Annotated in this window: 8 protein-coding genes; 5 read left to right on the plus strand and 3 right to left on the minus strand. The window is 38.0% G+C overall.

The annotated features are described in order from the left end of the window. Positions 1-228: 228 nt before the first annotated feature. The 5 genes from CEV08_RS00185 (at position 229) to CEV08_RS00205 (ending at position 4,557) form a co-directional block, all read left to right on the plus strand. Positions 229-1,137, plus strand: coding sequence for a metal ABC transporter substrate-binding protein (locus CEV08_RS00185; protein WP_100129779.1), 909 nt, complete (start codon positions 229-231; stop codon positions 1,135-1,137). Then, the gene (locus tag CEV08_RS00190; protein ID WP_100129780.1) at positions 1,134-1,964 is read left to right on the plus strand and encodes a manganese/iron ABC transporter ATP-binding protein; all 831 of its coding nucleotides are present in this window, start codon (positions 1,134-1,136) and stop codon (positions 1,962-1,964) included. The genes CEV08_RS00185 and CEV08_RS00190 overlap by 4 nt, the downstream gene beginning before the upstream one ends. Then, positions 1,961-2,827 (plus strand): metal ABC transporter permease, encoded by an 867-nt coding sequence (locus CEV08_RS00195; RefSeq protein WP_100129781.1) that lies wholly within the window; start codon positions 1,961-1,963, stop codon positions 2,825-2,827. The genes CEV08_RS00190 and CEV08_RS00195 overlap by 4 nt, the downstream gene beginning before the upstream one ends. Then, on the plus strand, positions 2,824-3,729 hold the full coding sequence (locus tag CEV08_RS00200) for a metal ABC transporter permease (RefSeq protein WP_100129782.1): 906 nt from the start codon (positions 2,824-2,826) through the stop codon (positions 3,727-3,729). The genes CEV08_RS00195 and CEV08_RS00200 overlap by 4 nt, the downstream gene beginning before the upstream one ends. A 441-nt stretch (positions 3,730-4,170) precedes the next feature. Beyond that, positions 4,171-4,557 carry a YbaN family protein gene (locus CEV08_RS00205; RefSeq protein WP_100129783.1) on the plus strand — a complete coding sequence of 129 codons (387 nt, stop codon included), beginning with the start codon at positions 4,171-4,173 and terminating at the stop codon, positions 4,555-4,557. 1,333 nt (positions 4,558-5,890) lie between these two features. On the opposite strand, the gene pncB is transcribed toward CEV08_RS00205, so the two are convergent. From pncB to rpsA, 3 genes are all read right to left on the minus strand, one after another. Continuing rightward, positions 5,891-7,195, minus strand: coding sequence for a nicotinate phosphoribosyltransferase (gene pncB, locus CEV08_RS00210; RefSeq protein ID WP_100129784.1), 1,305 nt, complete (start codon positions 7,193-7,195; stop codon positions 5,891-5,893). A 130-nt stretch (positions 7,196-7,325) separates the two neighbouring features. Further along, positions 7,326-15,896 carry a GH36-type glycosyl hydrolase domain-containing protein gene (locus CEV08_RS00215; RefSeq protein ID WP_100129785.1) on the minus strand — a complete coding sequence of 2,857 codons (8,571 nt, stop codon included), beginning with the start codon at positions 15,894-15,896 and terminating at the stop codon, positions 7,326-7,328. Positions 15,897-16,124: 228 nt separating this feature from the next. Further along, a complete protein-coding gene (gene rpsA / locus CEV08_RS00220; RefSeq protein ID WP_100129786.1) occupies positions 16,125-17,825 on the minus strand; it encodes a 30S ribosomal protein S1 in 1,701 nt (566 codons plus the stop codon). Positions 17,826-17,875: the final 50 nt, after the last annotated feature.

Genomic DNA, 17,875 nt, shown 5'->3' on the forward strand with positions numbered 1-17,875 from the left:
CGAACGAGAAAGATATTTCAGCATTTTATAAAATGCTTTGCAAAACAACAAAGAAATTTTTCTATAAAATCATCCGTTTTTTTCAAGATGAATTTTCAAAGCGAAAAAGTATTGTCTTTAAAGGGTTTGAAAAGTTAACTTTTGTAAAAGTCCTTCATTGCAAATGCAAAAAATAACTGTTATTTCTAAATGAAAATGCAAATTATTCGCAATAAAAAGAGACGATTAATGAATATAAAGAAATTTTTTACTCTAATTCTGGGAAGCTTTATTTTTTTTACTCCCAATTTAGCGGTATGTGCTGGCAAATTTAAAGCTGTTACGACATTCACCATCATTGCTGATATGGCGCGAAATGTAGCGGGTGATGTTGCTGATGTTGAATCAATTACAAAGCCAGGTGCTGAAATTCACGAATATCAACCCACCCCGCGTGATCTTATGCGTGCGCAAGGCGCAAATCTTATCTTATGGAACGGATTAGAGTTAGAACTTTGGTTTGAAAAGTTTTTTCAAAATATTAATGATGTTCCAAGTGTTGTTGTTTCAAAAGGGGTGGTACCAATTAAAATTGGTGAGGGTCCCTTCAGCGGTAAACCCAATCCTCATGCTTGGATGTCACCAACCGCTGCTTTGATTTATGTTGATAATATTCGCGATGCTTTTGTAAAATATGATCCTGAACATGCAACAACTTATAAAGAAAATGCCGAAATTTATAAACAGAAGATTCGCGCAACAATTGATCCCATTAGAGCTGAATTAGAAGCAGTGCCGCAAGATAAGCGTTGGCTTGTAACGAGTGAAGGTGCATTTAGCTATTTGGCACGTGATTTTGATCTAAAAGAACTTTATTTATGGCCCATTAATGCTGATCAGCAAGGAACTCCGCAGCAAGTTAAGCATGTTATTGATATGGTTCGCAAATACAATATTCATGCAGTTTTTTCTGAAAGCACGATTTCTCCTGCACCTGCTAAACAAGTGGCAAGAGAAACAGGGGCTAAATACGGTGGTGTTCTTTATGTTGATTCTCTCAGCGAGAAAAATGGGGAAGTCCCCACTTATATTGACTTATTACGTGTCACGAGTGGCCGTATTAGCAAAGCTTTATTAGAGGGAGTAAAAAACCAATGACAGAATCTGGAATATTTGCCCAAGGAGTAACGGTCACTTATCGTAATGGAAATACCGCTTTACGTGAAGTCAATTTTGAAAGCCCAAAGGGCTCTATTACGGCATTGGTTGGCGTTAACGGATCCGGTAAATCAACGTTATTTAAAGCAATTATGGGGTTTGTGCGCCCCTCAAAGGGAAAAATTCGCATGTTTGATTTGCCCGTTGATATAGCTTTGAAAAAAAACCTTATAGCTTATGTTCCTCAAAGCGAAGATGTGGATTGGAACTTTCCTGTTCTGGTTGAAGATGTTGTCTTGATGGGGCGGTACGGTCACATGAATTTCTTTCGCTATGCCCGCGCACGAGATTATGAAGCCGTTCGTGTTGCCTTGGAACGCGTTGATATGTTGCCTTTTGCCAAGCGCCAGATCGGAGAACTTTCTGGTGGACAGAAAAAGCGTGTTTTTCTGGCGCGTGCTCTCGCACAGCAAGCAAAAGCTATTTTATTAGATGAGCCGTTTACAGGGGTGGATGTTACAACAGAAGATAAAATCATTGCTTTGTTACAAGATCTTCGTAAAGAAGGAGCAGTAATCTTGGTCTCTACCCATAATTTAGGTTCTGTTCGTGAATTTTGTGATCATACGGTTTTAATAAAAGGAACCGTTTTGGCTTCTGGATTAACAGAAAAAATCTTTACAAAGAAAAATCTGGAGAAAACTTTTGGAGGCTCTTTGCACCACCATATTTTTGATCTTCAAGGCACGAAAAAAAATGATGTTTTCATGGGAGGAAAACAGTCTACAGTTTGTGAGAATATTCAAAGAGTGGAGCACGTTGCATGATTTCTTGGTTGCTTGAACCACTGAGCTATCAATATATGGTGAATGCAATGTGGATTTCTGGGTTAGTTGGGTGTGTTTGTGCCTTTCTTTCAGCTTTTTTGATGTTAAAAGGTTGGTCATTGATTGGTGATGCGCTATCCCATTCGATTGTTCCTGGTGTAGCAGGAGCTTACCTTTTAGGGTTGCCTTTTTCACTTGGTGCTTTTTTTTCTGGTGGTCTTGCTGCAGCAGCAATGCTGTTTTTTAATCAACGAACAAAACTGAAAGAAGATACCATTATTGGTCTCATTTTTTCTTCCTTTTTTGCTTTTGGATTATTTCTCAAATCGTTAAAACCAATGGCTGTTAATATTGATACAATTGTTTTAGGCAATATTTTAGCCGTTAGTTCATCAGATATTATACAATTGGCTTTTATTGGTTTTTTTTCTTTATTTATATTGCTTTTAAAATGGAAAGATCTCCTTGTTTCTTTATTTGATGAAACACACGCACGTGCCATTGGATTGAACGTAAGTTTTTTAAAGATTCTCTTTTTCACACTGCTTGCTGCTTGTACTGTTGCAGCAATGCAAACGGTTGGAGCATTTTTGGTTATTTGTTTGGTTGTAACACCCGGGGCAACAGCTTATCTTTTAAGTGACCGTTTTGTAAATGTTTTGATTATTTCAGTGATAATTGGGACATTCACAAGCGTATTAGGTGTTTATGTGAGTTATTTTCTGAATGCACAAACGGGTGGCGTTGTCGTGCTTTTTCAAGCATTCTTATTTATGTTAGCTTTTATTTTTGCTCCTAAACACGGATATATTGCTGCCCGTTTACGTATAAATGCAGCAAAAAAAGGTGTGATGTTATCATGATTGATCAATTACTACTTCCTTTTCAGTTTTCTTTTATGCTGAAAGGCATGCTTATTGTTATGATCCTTTCTATTCCAATGGCGATGCTTTCCTGCTTTCTTATTTTGAAAGGATGGGCACTGTTAGGTGATGCCATTTCCCATGCAGTTTTTCCAGGTGTTGTTGTTGGTTATATGACAACACCGTGGGTGATAGCACTTTTAACTTCTTTACCATTTGCTTGGTTCCAGCATTTGCGTCCAGAGAATATTACAATGACTTTGATTACTTGCGGTGCTTTTGTTGCGGGTATGGTTTGTGCACTGACAACAGGTTTTTTGGAAAGTAACAGTCGTATCAAACAAGATACAGTGATGGGTGTTGTTTTTTCATCGATGTTTGGTTTAGGGCTTGTTTTGGCAACATCTATCTATAGTAGCTTAGATTTAAATCATATTCTATTTGGTAATCTTTTAGGTGTGAATTGGCTTGATATTACGCAGACAGCGATCATTTCTGCCATTGTTACTTTTACTTTAGGAGCAAAATGGCGCGATTTTATGCTGTATATTTTTGATTCAGTGCAAGGTCGTGCAATGGGACTACGAATATCACTGCTCCACTATACCCTTCTCACGATGATTTCTCTTACAATTGTTGCGGCTTTGAAAGCTGTTGGAATTGTTCTTGTTATTTCTTTACTGATAGCGCCAGGAGCAATTGCCTATTTTGTTACAAAACGGTTTTCTGTTATGTTAATAATTGCTATCTGTGTCGCAGCTTTTTCTGGTTTTGTAGGGGTTTATCTCAGCTTATTTATCGGCTCAGATTCTGCTTCCACAATTGTATTGATCTTGACATTGATTTTTATTGCCATTTTCATGATGATTTTCTTTCGTCAAAACACAGTTCAAGAAACTTAATGAAGATAAAATTCATGCATACCAGCCATGCATTTTTATATATTGTCTCTCATGCTTATTTTAATTACAGATTGGATTGCTAGGTTATTTTTCCTCCTAATGTCTAGCAGGTGAGTGCAGTGTGTATTCTCCCCCCCTTAGCGCTGCATTCTTAATTAAGAGGCTGCATTGATTTATTCTGCAGCCTTCTTATTTTTTCATTTTTCTAAAATTTCTTCTTATTTCTTGAAACCGTTTAAAATCATTATCATATTGCAAAGCTATTGAGTCTCTTGAAGGAACTTATGAAAGTCAAAGACGCTTACGCATAGAAATGTATGGCGCATAGAAATGGTAGAGAGAAGAAATGATGGAGAAGAATTGTTCACTCAAATATATGAACAGTGAAACAGATCTAATTTTTTGCGTAAAGCTTTACGTAGAGGAAAATAATACGAGAGAATGAAAAAATATTTCAAGATATCACACCCTTTGCGCCTCTGCTATTATATAGCAGGTTGGGCAATGGTTATATTAGGTATTATCGGTGTGATATTACCTATTATGCCGACTATGCCTTTTTTGTTGGGTGCCTCATGGTGTTTTACGCGTTCTTCTCCACGTTTTCATCAGTGGTTGAATAATCATCGTATTTTTGGTCCCCCTCTTAAACGATGGGAAGAAAGAAGAGCTATCTCTCCATTTGTTAAAATTTTTGCAGTGATGAGTATGACAGGGGGAGGATTATCCTTTTTCGTAATGGTACACCCTCCTTTATGGATTTCTTTACTTGTGGCTGTTATATTATTGTTGATTGCTATTTATATTGTAACGCGTCCATCTTCATAATGACAAAAAAGACTTTATGAGATGCTCTTTTTAACTTTGACTTATTTGTTAGAGCGATGAGAGAGACTTTTGCTTCATGTTTTAAAGACAACCTCTCCGTGTTCAAAATACATATGAAATAAAGAACTTCTTAAAAACAATTGATTAATGATATGTTTGTGAAATAATTTTTATGAGCAAAGAAAACTATATAAAAACCCCTTGAGAATCATAAAAAATTGCTTTGTAAATAATAATAAATTACATTCGTAAAGAGGCTTTATTTTTGTAAAGCATACTCGTACAAATTTTTATATACATCGCTCTTAAAAAAACCCTTAGTATTATGTCTTTTTTCTAATAAGTCATTTTGTTTTTTTCATATCTCTTGATGAAAATATCATACAAAGCTTATTAAACCCTATCATTTTATACTTATACCGTTAAGAAGCCAGTCCTCTATTTTTAGCTTCAGGATAAGCCATAAGGAACAACAGTTTTTTTAAATGACTTTATCCATCTACGTATTCTTGTGATGATATGCACGTAAATAAATTTTCTGACTTTACATCAACTTATTCGAAATAAAAATATTATTGTATTCTCTGTTTTTTATGAGATCCTGTCTTTCACATAATCACGTAAAATAAAAAAATCCCCCATGCTTATCGTGTTATTTCCACGTTTATTTTAATGAAATATTTCTCAATCTTTATACTCATGTCATGGGCTTTATACTCATGTCATGAGGGACTTATACAACGTATAATGGTAAATATCCTGTAAAATGAAATCTATTTTGACATCACTATCCTTCCTTTGTAAGATGTGAACCGATTGGTCATTATACTCTTTATCATCCTCCAATGTTGTCTCACCAATTCCAAAGGTTACAATAGCCTTTTAGAGCATTTATAAGAGCTATTTTATTATAGTTTTTATCCATACGAACCATCAGTTGTAGCATGCAAGGAAATGATTGTGCTTAATTCGAAAACATGTTTGAAATGAAAAAAGCTTACAATGTCCGCGAGCTCTCACTCAACATGCAAAATGATAGTATCCTGTTATGCCGTAAAACATCTTTATCTATAAATGAGAGAAAGCATGTAAACCTCCTTAGCTAAACTTCCTTGGCACGTTAAGTTTTTGAAGTGCATTTGTATATTTTTTAAGTTTTTTATCGAGCCTTATGTAAGTAAACCGCATGTGTGGGAAGCTAAGTAGAATCCGCTTAACAAAACCCGAACTATTTACAGATCTGCACGAGCCAAGAATCCTCATCCTGAGAGTAGGAAAAAATTAACCCTATCAACAATATGATGCGTCAATAGTCCGTTTAGAGGGCCGAAAATTACGTCCTTATAGGTCTAGCAACGCGCTTTTTATTACCAAAAAAATTGAGATAACGTTGTACTTCTTTTGAATCACCAATCGTCTTCTCGGGATTATCTGAAAGTTTTACGGCTGGTCGCTCATTGGCATGGGTCACCTTACAAACAAGGGAAAGAGCATCAAGATTTGCAATTTCTTGAGGTGCACAATCTGTAAAGTCATTGGTAAGATCAGTGCCCCATCCAAAAATCATGCGTACTTTCCCATGAAAGTGATGATAGGTTTTTTCAATTGTATTAACATCAAGAGCATCAGAAAAAATTAAAAGCTTTTCGCGTGGATCTTTTCCTTTTTCTTTCCACCACTGAATAATCCGTTCGCCACCTTCAATAGGAGGCGCACTGTCCGGCCTAAAACCAGTCCAATCTGCTACCCAATCTGGGGCATCACGTAAAAATGCTTCTGTACCAAAAGTATCAGGTAAAACAATGAGAAGATTTCCACCATAATAACGATTCCAATCTTGCAAAACTTGATATGGAGCCCTGCGTAATTCATCATCGTTGTTGCTGAGAGCAGCAATGACCATAGGTAACTCGTGTGCATTGGTTCCAAGAGCTTCTAAATCTGTATCCATGGCGAGAAGGACATTAGAAGTTCCCGTAAAAGAGCTCCCAATGCCTTCTTTTAATGCTTCAACACACCAGCGCTGCCATAAAAAAGAATGGCGGCGCCTTGTACCAAAGTCGGATATTTTAATATCAGGCAATTTTTTAAGGCGTTCAACTTTACGCCACATTTTTGCTTTAGCACGCGCATAAAGTACATCAAGAGCAAAACGATCCAGTTTTTTCATAGCTGCACGTGAACGTAATTCACTAACAATAGCAAGAGCTGGAATTTCCCACATGGAACTATGAGCCCATGAGCCATAAAAATGAAGAATATATTGGCCATCTTTGCGGATTAATTCATATTCTGGGAGTTGAAAATTCTCAAGCCACTGAAGAAAATCCCGTTCAAAAATTTGTTTGCGTCCATAAAATGTATTACCAGCAAGCCAGATCATTTCTTTTTTTGTAAAGCGCAAACTAAGAGCGTGATCAAGTTGGGCACGCAATTCACCCTCATCAATATCATCGGCAAGACGTATTGTTTTAAAGCGATTTATGAGGGAAAAAGTAACATTGACAGTGGGATAAAGCCCCCAAATCATCTGTACCATAAGAAGCTTATAAAAATCCGTATCAAGAAGTGAACGAATAATGGGATCAAGTTTCCAAGTATGATCGTAAACACGTTTAGCAATATCTGGATTATTCATAATCTTTTTCTTTCAATATTATAAAGTCTAAAATTATTATGCACCAACACAGTCAATATAGACGACGCGAGAATTATAACAACTCTAAGATCTTGGACAAGAATAAAAGACTTGCTCTCTTTTTTCGCCTTTAAGATTTAACAATACGTATAATTTCATGCTGGCCTGTTTTTTGTAACTTTATCCCTGTATGAATTTCGGTATATTTTCTGCCATTAAGGTGAAGTGTATTTTCAGATCCCCATTTGACTTTAATGGTATAAACGGCATCATAAAATTTCATTTTTGCTTCATATTTTGGCCAAATAGAAGGTAAATGTGGCTGTAAAAATAACAAGTCTCCCTGACGCTTTATTCCAAGAATAGCTTGTGTTGCGGCACGATAAAACCAACCGGCTGAGCCTGTATACCATGTCCAACCACCTTGACCACATCGTGGTTCAACAGCATAAATATCTGCCGCCATCACATAAGGTTCAACGCGATAAGTTTCCGGATTTTGTCCATGGATAATTGGATTAATCATAGAAAATAAAGCATAAGCTTCATCGTTTTGTCCCATTTCAGCCAATGCTAAAATACTCCAAATGGCACCATGCGTATATTGACCACCATTTTCTCGAATGCCTGGAGGATAACCTTTTATATAACCAGGCTCGAGTGTACTTTTATCAAAAGGCGGCCAAAACAAGCGAATGAGCCCACTTTTTTTATCACACAGATACTCCAACATTGATTCCATTGCTTGCTTTTGACGCTCAAACGATGCCATTTGAGAAATAACAGCCCAAGATTGAGCAATGGTATCAATTTGGCATTCATCATTGATTTTAGAGCCAAGAGGCGTTCCATCATCAAAATAACCACGTCGATACCAAGCACCATCCCAACCACTCTCCTCCAGGGATTTTGTTAAGCGTTCAAGGTATGTACTCCATATTTGCACATGGCTGTTGTCACCACGTTTTTTAGCCAACAGAATAAATGCTTTTAAGGTGCTCCCCAAAAACCATCCTAACCAAGTGCTTTCGCCTTTTCCTTCGCTACCTACCAAATTCATGCCATCATTCCAATCGCCACCTAAAATAAGAGGAATTCCATGGGGTCCACGGCGTTTAATGGCAAGGTCTAAAGCTAAAGCACAATGTTCATAAATTGTTGCAACCTTTGAGGATTTTGTGGGTTGAAAATAAGCATCCTGTTGGCCACTTTTGAGAACATCGCCTTCAATAAAAGGAATGAGCGTATCAAGAAAAGCATCATCACCAGTAGTATTGACATAAAGAGCTGTTGCATATGCAAGCCAAACGATATCATCAGAAATATATGTGCGAACACCAGCATTTGTGTCAGGCAACCACCAATGTTGTACATCCCCTTCAAGAAATTGGTGCGCTGCCGCATTTAACAATTGTTCATAGGCCAATTGTGGTTTCAGCAATAACAAAGACAAACTATCTTGTAACTGGTCACGGAAGCCAAATGCTCCGCTTGCTTGATAAAAGGCAGCGCGCGCCATGATGCGACATGCATAGATTTGATAGGGAAGCCAATGGTTGACCATAATATCAAAGGAGGGATCCGGTGTTTTTACTTGAAATGGAGAAACAAAATCACTCCAATATTGTTTTTGTTGTGTAAGCAAAGTTTCAAAATCGCTTGCACGTACTTTATTGAGTAATTTTTCAGCTTCTTTTCTATTTTCAGCGCTGCCAAGATAGAAAATGATTTCTTTTTTTTGTCCTGGAAGAAGGTCAATATCATAAGCAAATGCCGAACAAGGATCACACCCTGCTTCAATGGTGTTCGAAAGTGCGCTGGCTTTACGGATCGCATTTGGATGTGAGATGCTTCCCGTTGCACCGATAAATTCGCTGCGATTTGTTGTAGTGCTAGTTGGCATTTCCGATGCTGATAAAAATGTGATTTGTTGAGATTTTTCAATATGATAAGGATTTTCAATGAAATGTACCCCTCTTTTAGCCTCATAAGAGGAAACAATGAAGGGAGCATATTTTGTACGAACATTTCCTAAAACCCACTCGACATAATTATAAAGGCGTAAACTGCGTGGTTTGTCTCCTTCATTCGTGAGGATAAGACGTGAAAAGCGAACAGGTTTCTCTGGGTCGAGTGTATGGGTCAGTTCTAAGGCGATTTCTGAATGTGTCGATTTAAAAGTTGAGAATCCAAAACCATGACAAGCCTCATAAACAACATTTTCATCACATTCTACAGCAGAAACGGGTGAAAAACGTTTGAAAGACTGGCGATCAACCAAATAAAGTGCTTCGCCTGGCCGATTAGACGTTGTATCATTCGCCCAAGGGGTTAATTGATAATCGCGACTATTATTAGCCCAAGTAAAAATTGCACCTTCAGCAGAAACATGAAAACCAAATCCATGATTAGCAATAACATTAATCCATGGATGCGGTGTTGTGGTGCGCCCATGAAGACGTATTACATAATGGTTATTCTGATTAAAACCTCCATAACCATTCCAATATTTTAGACCTTCTCCATCAGTGGGAGAAGAAGAAGGTTTTCGTTGACCAGCAAGGCCAATGGAAGCAAAAAGATTTTGTTCAGTTTGTGTTGTAACTTGCCTTCCTTCGTTATATTTGGGGGATTCTAATTGATAATGAGATCCTTGATAATTTTCATGAATTGAGAAATCAAAATCATTCTTATCAAATCGTTTAAGCTGTTCAGATAAAGAGCCATTTTGGGCATCAAGAATAATGCGTGCTGATGCAAGAAGCGTTTTAAAACTTTGTTCATTTATTTGATCACGCCGAAGTGTAAAAATATGTTGGCGTTCATCTGTTTTTTGCATGTGATGTTGATAAGATTCGCATACCCATTCAAGAGCGCGTTGTGTATTTTGTATATAGGAAAATGCTTGTTCATTGAGAATGACCAAATCAACAATGAGTCCGCGCGTACGCCAATATTCATGTGCTTTAAGGAGTTCACGCAGTACAGTTATATTTCCCTCGTTATTTAATCTAAGAAGACAGAGTGGATTGTCTCCTGAAATGGACATGGGCCAAAGATCAGACTGTTTTCCAAGCGTTTTTGCCAATATTTTAGAGGGAAGACGCCATGTTCGATCAAGATAGATAAGCGGCATTGCATATTTTTGGTAGACAATAGCTTCTTTAAGCTGGGTTCCACTCTGATATAGTGCAACTTGTGAGCGTGTCCATGCCATTGAAAGTTCCTTTTGAAACATTTCAGGTTGTCGATAATGTTTCATATGATTATGCAGCGCTTCTTTTGTATGAGCAGCAAAAGTCCAAAAGATAAGTTCTGCTTTTCCATGAACTGGAATTTTTATACGGCATCGCAATGACATAATAGGATCAAGAACACAACCTTGACTGTTACTAAAACGAGCATTTTGATCAAATGCAGCGGGACGATGAATGGTTCGCCCCCGACCAATAAACAACGAGCGATCCGTTTCAGCTTCTGTTTCTTGGAGAGTATTTGTTGTACTGGAAATAAAATGAGCAATATAAATTTCAGGGTCGTTAGGTGAGCGTTTGCGCCTTTTGGCAAAAATTGTTTTGCCTTCCTCAGCAATTTCCGTCTCTATAAACATCCGTGAAAAAACAGGATGAGCTTGGTCCATATCCATTGTTGCAAGCGCTAATTCACCATATGAGGTAACTTCAATAAGACAGTCTTTGTTTGTTGTATTCATCAGTTGAATACGTCTACCTTCGCCACATCCTTCAGATGTAATCAGACATTCAAGTGTTGATTTGATCCCATCAACCATTTTTGTATATTCAGCTTTTTCATCCGTAAAAATGCTGACAGCTTCTTCTTCAATAACGCGTGTTGGTTCACTGGTCACAGACCACCAGCGCCCACTATATGTATCGCGTAAGAAGAATAAAGTCCCTTGTTGATCTTCTGTTGCATCAGGAATAAAGCGCGTAATCGCATAATCATGCCAACGGCTATAGCCAGAACCATTCGCTGTTAACATGATAGAATAAAAGCCATTCGATAAAAGCAAAGTTTCCCTTGGTTTAAGCAGCGGATTTGTAATAATGCGCAAAGGAGCCGCATCCAATGCTTGAGATTTATCGCGCATACGATTAATAGCTTTGGTGTGAATAATAGGAATAAGATGGGGAGCACGCTCTTGTAAAAGAAATTGCATTGCTTCAATAATGGGATCACGATGAAAACGATCACGCATTCTCCCTTGAAAAATAACATTGTTAAGAGCAAGGATAGACATACCATGATGGTGCGCATAATAATTGCGTACAATTGCGTATTTTTCTCCTGTTTTTACGCGTGAAGGGGTAAAATCAACAGAATCATAATAACCGTATGTTCCTAAAGCTCCAAGATCACGAAGTCGTTTTAAATTGGCAACAGCGCAAGCAGGAGCATATTGTGCCGCGAGAAAACTGGCATAAGGAGCAACGACAGCATTGCGTGAAAGACCCCGTTGGAATCCGAGGCTTGGAACACCAAAATGAGCATATTGGTAATTCATTAAATGATCACGAGCGTTAAATGCGGCCTCTGAAATACCCCATGGCAATTCCCGTATATGAGCATATTGTATTTGACAACGAATAATCAATCGATTTGTTTGATCCAAAAGAGATCCTAAAGGTTCATGCATCACAAGAGATGGCATAAGATACTCAAACATGGAACCAGACCATGATAAAAGTGCACCCTTCCAACCTATGGGGACGAGGAGTCGACCAAGATGAAACCAATGTTTAAGTTTTATATCTCCTTTTGCGATAGCAAAAAAGCTTGCAAGACGTGCCTCTGAAGCGAGTAGATCATAACAATTTTCATCGAGTTTGTTTTCTTGAACACGATATCCAATGGATAAGAGATGCCGTTTAGGCTGTTCTAAAAAATCAAATTTCATATCAAAGGCTATTTTCCGTGCTGCTATAGCCAACCTATTTAGTTTTTTGCATAATTTTTCAGTATCACAATGAACCGTTGCATCATGATAATGAGCGTCGCAGGTTTCGATAAGGCATTTAACCCAAGAAAGCGCACGAGCAGATTCTATCGTTTGAATTTTTTGGTCGAGTTCATCGACTAAATGTAGAATATCGTGGGCTGCACGTGAAAGATCCTTAATGTGAGAAGGAATCGTATTTTCTTGTTCTAAAAAAGTACGAACCAAGTGATGAAAACGAGCAATATTTTTTTCGATTCTTTGGCGTAAAGAACGCAAACGAGGTTGTGGATCTGGAATTTCTTTAACCGTTTCTTCGAGAATAGTAAGAACATCTGATAAGCCGTCTCGATCACTTTGAAAAAGAAGATGCGGTTTTTCAGCCCATCCCCTTAAGGCAGAAGAGAGTGTTACCAAATGACCGGCAAGATTTCCTGAATCAACAGTTGATACATAAGTGGGTAAAAGAGGTCTGAGTGTATCGGTTTCATACCAATTATAGAGATGACCACGGAACTTTTCCATTTTTGCAAGAGAGCGTAATGTACATTCAATACGGGTGATGGTCTCTTCAAAACCAATCCAGCCAAAATCACGTGCAGCAATAACAGAAAGGAGATAGACCCCAATATTCGTAGGAGATGTACGTTGAGCAACAATAGGTTTAGGATCTTCTTGAAAATTATCGGGAGGCAAATAGTTGTTTTGCGCATTAACAAAGGTTGCATAATAAAGCCACGTCCGCCGTGCAATAGAGCGGAGGATTTTTTCATCTTTTGAAGAAAGATCAAGGCCATCTTGAAATGTTGAAGGGCGACTCACAACCCAAGCAATAAAAGGTGAAAGAAACCATACTATTCCAAAAGGCAAAGCAATAAAGCTTGTAGAACGAGCAAAAAAAAGAGGGAATGTTAGAGCAAGAGCACCAATAAGTGATGCTGGTGCCATTGTAAGCACGTAGAAAGGCAAACTATTGGGCATTGATTTTGTTGCGACAAAAGTTTTCCATTCAAGAAGATGCTGTTTTGAAACCATCACACGATAGAGTGTACGAATAATCGCATCAGTCATAAAATATGCCGAATGAGCAAGAAACGTCACTTTAAGAAATATATCAGCGCCTGTAGAAGCCGTTTTATTCCAAATTAATTGAAAATGTCCGCGCAAAGAATAATCTATATTCGATGCAACAAACATCTTTAATACACATAAAATGGGTGCAATGAAAGCGCTAAGCAACAAGAATATTTGCCAGACGATTGCACTCTTTAATGGCAAAAGAGCCCATCCTGCAAATGCTGCAATTAACCACGTCAGTGGCGTGAGAGAACGCCGCAAATTATCCTGCATTTTCCAACGCGTCACCAAGCTTATTTGACGAGGCAAAAAAAGATAAGGCAAAAGTTGCCAATCACCGCGAATCCAGCGATGATAACGCATAACATCAATATTATAAGATGTTGGATAATCTTCAATGACTGCTATGCTACTGACAAGAGCAGTACGAGCATATCCTCCTTCTAAGAGATCATGACTGAGAACAGTATTTTCTTTAACTTTGCCATCAAGTGCTTGTTCAAATGCATCAATATTATAAAGACCTTTACCGATAAAGCTACCTTCTCCTAAAAGATCTTGATAAGTATCAGAAACAGCAAAAACATAAGGATCAATCCCACAGTTGGTAGAAAAAACCCGTTGGAAAATTGATGTTTCTTTTCCTGTTGTCAGAGAAGGAATAATACGTGGTTGCAAAATGCTATAGCCTTTTACCACTTTTCCACTTTGCGGATCAAAAATAGGATGATTAAGTGGATGGTTAAGCTTTCCAACAAGTCTTGTGACGCTCTCAGGGGTAAGACGTGTATCGGCATCCAGCGTCATAACAAAACGGCAATCCATAGGAAGATGTGGATTGATGGGATAAAAGCTCGTATTTTTATCGCCTCTTAATAGCCGATTGAGTTCATGAAGTTTTCCCCGCTTTCGTTCCCATCCCATCCAACATTTTTCGCCACTATTATAAAGGCGACGGCGATGTAAAAGGAAAAAAAGAGGAAGTTCATCACGATGATAACGGGAATTGAGTTCATCAATACTTCTTTGTGCATACGTTAAGAGATCAAGATCATCTTGTGTCTGCTCGAAGGAGGAATCAACCCAATCTGTGATGAGCGCAAAATGAACGGCACCTTTAGAATTGGAAAGATAGTGCACTTCAAGATTGTGTACTTGTTCATCAATATTATCGCGTGAAGTGATTAAAGTAGGCACAACAACCATTGTACGTGCATGTTTTGGAATACCTTCTTTGTATTCATAACCAATAAGCTGTTTTGATGGAACAAACCACGAAACAACAGTATTAAAGAATGAATAAGTAGCATCCATAGCAGGAAAAAGAGCCAAGACAGTAAAGCCAAGAGACATCCATGGTGTTGTGCCAGATATTTGTAAAAAGGTGTAAACTGCAAGCAAAAGAGCAAGTGTTAGAAAAGAGACAGGAATAGCGATGACTCTCAGTTTTAAGCAATAAAAAGCGCGTGCCCATTTTATGAGAGGAGGCGGAATATATCCACAAGCCTTTTCAAAGGTATCACGACCATCATCAACAAGATACCACCCAACAGAAAAATGATGCGGCGTATCTTCAAAAGTGGAATTGGCTATTTCTATAACTTTATGTGCAATTTCTATCTCGCTAAGAGGAGAAAAACGTGCAATTTTTTCAATGACTTGTCTATAAATATTGCGTGAATGAGAATCAATTTCAGAAAAATCGCTATTTTTACGCAAAATAGCATCAACACAACTGACTGTTTCAAACCATACAGTCCAATCAACATCATCTATAGCTTTAAGGGCACGAATAATATTGCCCATGGTTGCACCATCTGCGGCTTGTCGGGTGTGTTCATCGGCTGTTGCACTTTCTAAGCTACTGCCTTGGCTTTCCAGTTGCTTTTCAAGCCAATTTAATGCTACCGTTGAATCGACAGATGCACTGCGTAAGCGATAGAATAAATGTGCTGAAAAAGTTGGGTCAGCAGTAAATGGTTTGTATTGCGTAAAAAGAGAATTTAGACTCGTTTTATTTTCTACAAGAGAAATTTGATCCGCTACTTGAGCCGCAAGATGGCACATATGCCGCGCTTTTTCGATACGCACTGAAAGACGACGGACATTTTCAATCAGCAGCATTTGCATAACAGAAGGAAGAGCCCACAATTCACCAATTGTGAGTGCACAAACTTCTTGAAATCCATTGATCATAGCCGTAAGCGTTTCTTGTGAGAAGCTGCTATCGGTATGCGCAATATAAAGCCAAGTTAAAGCAAAAATTCTTGGTATTCCTGCTTTTTGTGTAGAAAGAGGAAGTTGCTTTATGAAGGACTTGGGGAGGTTACGGTGTAATTGTTGTATGGTTTTATCAATGGTGTAATGATTATCAATCAGCCATTGAGCAGACGGTGCGATCGTTTCATCATTTCGAGCAGCAAAATAACTCGTGTGAAAAGCATGAAGAATAAGTTTGGTATTTTCATGCAATCTCTTACGAAAATCTTCTACTCCTTCATATTCAGGAAGTAAAATTTCTTTTCCAGAAGCTATATCATGCCCTAAGTTATAAAGATCTTCTTGTACTTTATAAATTGCACGAAGAGGAAAATCCGTATTAATAAAGTAATCTTTTCCTTTTTTTTGAGAAAAAAAGTACTTTATGAAAGGTATTGTGCACGCCATAATGTCCCATTATTATTCAATTACATCGTTTTTTTATTTACATTGTAAGCATTTTATCTGAATAGTGAACCATTGATAAACAAAAAACAAACTTTTGTTTTTATTTGCAGGCATTTATAATTTTTCATGCAACAATTAAAAAATAAGTCGATAACTTCTTTAGAAAATAAAAAGGTCACTCCTAAAATGAGTGACCTTAATAATGCTATAAGCTTTAATGATTGATGATTAATCTTTTTCTTGTTTTTTCAAGGCTGCACCTAGAATATCACCAAGAGAAGCCCCTGAGTCTGTAGAGCCATATTGTGCAACAGCTTCTTTTTCCTCTGCAATTTCTAATGCTTTGATCGATACTGAAATTTTACGTGTTTTTTTATCAAATGCTGTGATGCGCGCATCAACCTTTTGCCCAATGGCAAAACGCTCAGGCCGTTGTTCATCACGATCACGCGCGAGATCAGCACGCCGAATGGTTGTCTCAAGGTTGTGATCAATCAATTTCACATTAATGTCATTGTCGTTAACCGCAACGACTTCACAGGTTACAACAGTACCCTTGCGCAATTCGCCAGAAGCAGCCGCTTCTCCAACTTTATCATTGGAAAGCTGCTTAATTCCAAGAGAGATACGCTCTTTTTCAATGTCAACATCAAGAACCACAGCTTTAACAATATCGCCTTTATTGTAACTATCAATGACTTGTTCACCTGGACGATTCCAATCAAGATCAGAGAGATGAACCATACCATCAACATCGCCTTCAAGCCCAATAAACAAACCAAATTCTGTTTTATTTTTAACCTCTCCCTCAATTTGTGAATTGACAGGAAATTTATTGGCAAAAGCTTCCCATGGATTTTCAAATGTTTGCTTTAAGCCAAGAGAAATACGCCGTTTAGAAGGATCAATTTCAAGAACAACCACTTCTACTTCTTGTGATGTAGATAAAATTTTTCCAGGGTGAACATTTTTCTTTGTCCAGCTCATTTCAGAAACATGGATTAATCCTTCAATTCCTGGTTCAATTTCAACAAAACCACCGTAGTCCGTAATGTTGGTAACAGCGCCCGTAATTTTTTTACCAATCGGATACCGGACACTGATGCTTTCCCAAGGATCACTTTCAAGCTGTTTCATGCCAAGAGAAATACGGTGTGTATCTTGATTGATGCGAATAATCTGAACTTTAATGGTTTGGCCAATTGTCAGTACTTCAGATGGGTGGTTAACACGCCGCCATGCCATATCTGTAACGTGTAAGAGACCATCAATCCCACCAAGATCAACAAAGGCACCATAATCTGTGATATTTTTTACCACACCTTCAACGATTTGGTTTTCTTCAAGATTTTGTACGATTTCTGAACGTTGCTCAGCGCGACTTTCTTCTAAGACAGTACGACGCGAAACAACAATATTGCCACGACGACGATCCATCTTCAAAATTTCAAAAGATTGCGAATTATGCATGAGAGGTGAAACATCACGAATGGGACGAATATCAACTTGGCTGCGCGGTAAAAAAGCAACGGCACCATCAAGATCAACTGTAAAGCCACCTTTTACTTGGCTAAAGATAACGCCTTCAACGCGTACACCAGCATTGAATTTTTCTTCTAAACGGACCCAACTTTCTTCGCGCCGTGCTTTTTCACGCGATAAAACAGCTTCACCCATCGCATTTTCAATGCGTTCAATGTAAACCTCAACTTCATCGCCAACTTGCAAAGAACCATCTTTTGCTTTAGCTCCAAATTCTTTGAGAGGAATACGTCCTTCAACTTTAAGTCCAGCATCAATAATGGCCATGTCTTTTTCAATTGCAATAACACGACCTTTAACAACAGATCCTTCATTAAGATCATTGGTTTGAAAAGATTCTGTTAAAAGGGCTTCAAAATCCGCTGTTGTGGGATTGTATTGTGACATAAGAACTCCTAATATATACCTTGTCTTATAAGGTATAAGCGCTAGGTTAG

This window comes from Bartonella tribocorum, assembly GCF_002778015.1.
Taxonomy (GTDB): Bacteria; Pseudomonadota; Alphaproteobacteria; order Rhizobiales; family Rhizobiaceae; genus Bartonella; species Bartonella tribocorum_B.

Bases quoted from the DNA above. Each gene is read 5' to 3' on its own strand.
- CEV08_RS00205 (WP_100129783.1), top strand. From the start codon at position 4,171: ATGAAAAAATATTTCAAGATATCACACCCTTTGCGCCTCTGCTATTAT.
- CEV08_RS00185 (WP_100129779.1), top strand. From the start codon at position 229: ATGAATATAAAGAAATTTTTTACTCTAATTCTGGGAAGCTTTATTTTT.
- pncB (WP_100129784.1), bottom strand. From the start codon at position 7,195: ATGAATAATCCAGATATTGCTAAACGTGTTTACGATCATACTTGGAAA.
- rpsA (WP_100129786.1), bottom strand. From the start codon at position 17,825: ATGTCACAATACAATCCCACAACAGCGGATTTTGAAGCCCTTTTAACA.
- CEV08_RS00200 (WP_100129782.1), top strand. From the start codon at position 2,824: ATGATTGATCAATTACTACTTCCTTTTCAGTTTTCTTTTATGCTGAAA.
- CEV08_RS00215 (WP_100129785.1), bottom strand. From the start codon at position 15,896: ATGGCGTGCACAATACCTTTCATAAAGTACTTTTTTTCTCAAAAAAAA.
- CEV08_RS00195 (WP_100129781.1), top strand. From the start codon at position 1,961: ATGATTTCTTGGTTGCTTGAACCACTGAGCTATCAATATATGGTGAAT.
- CEV08_RS00190 (WP_100129780.1), top strand. From the start codon at position 1,134: ATGACAGAATCTGGAATATTTGCCCAAGGAGTAACGGTCACTTATCGT.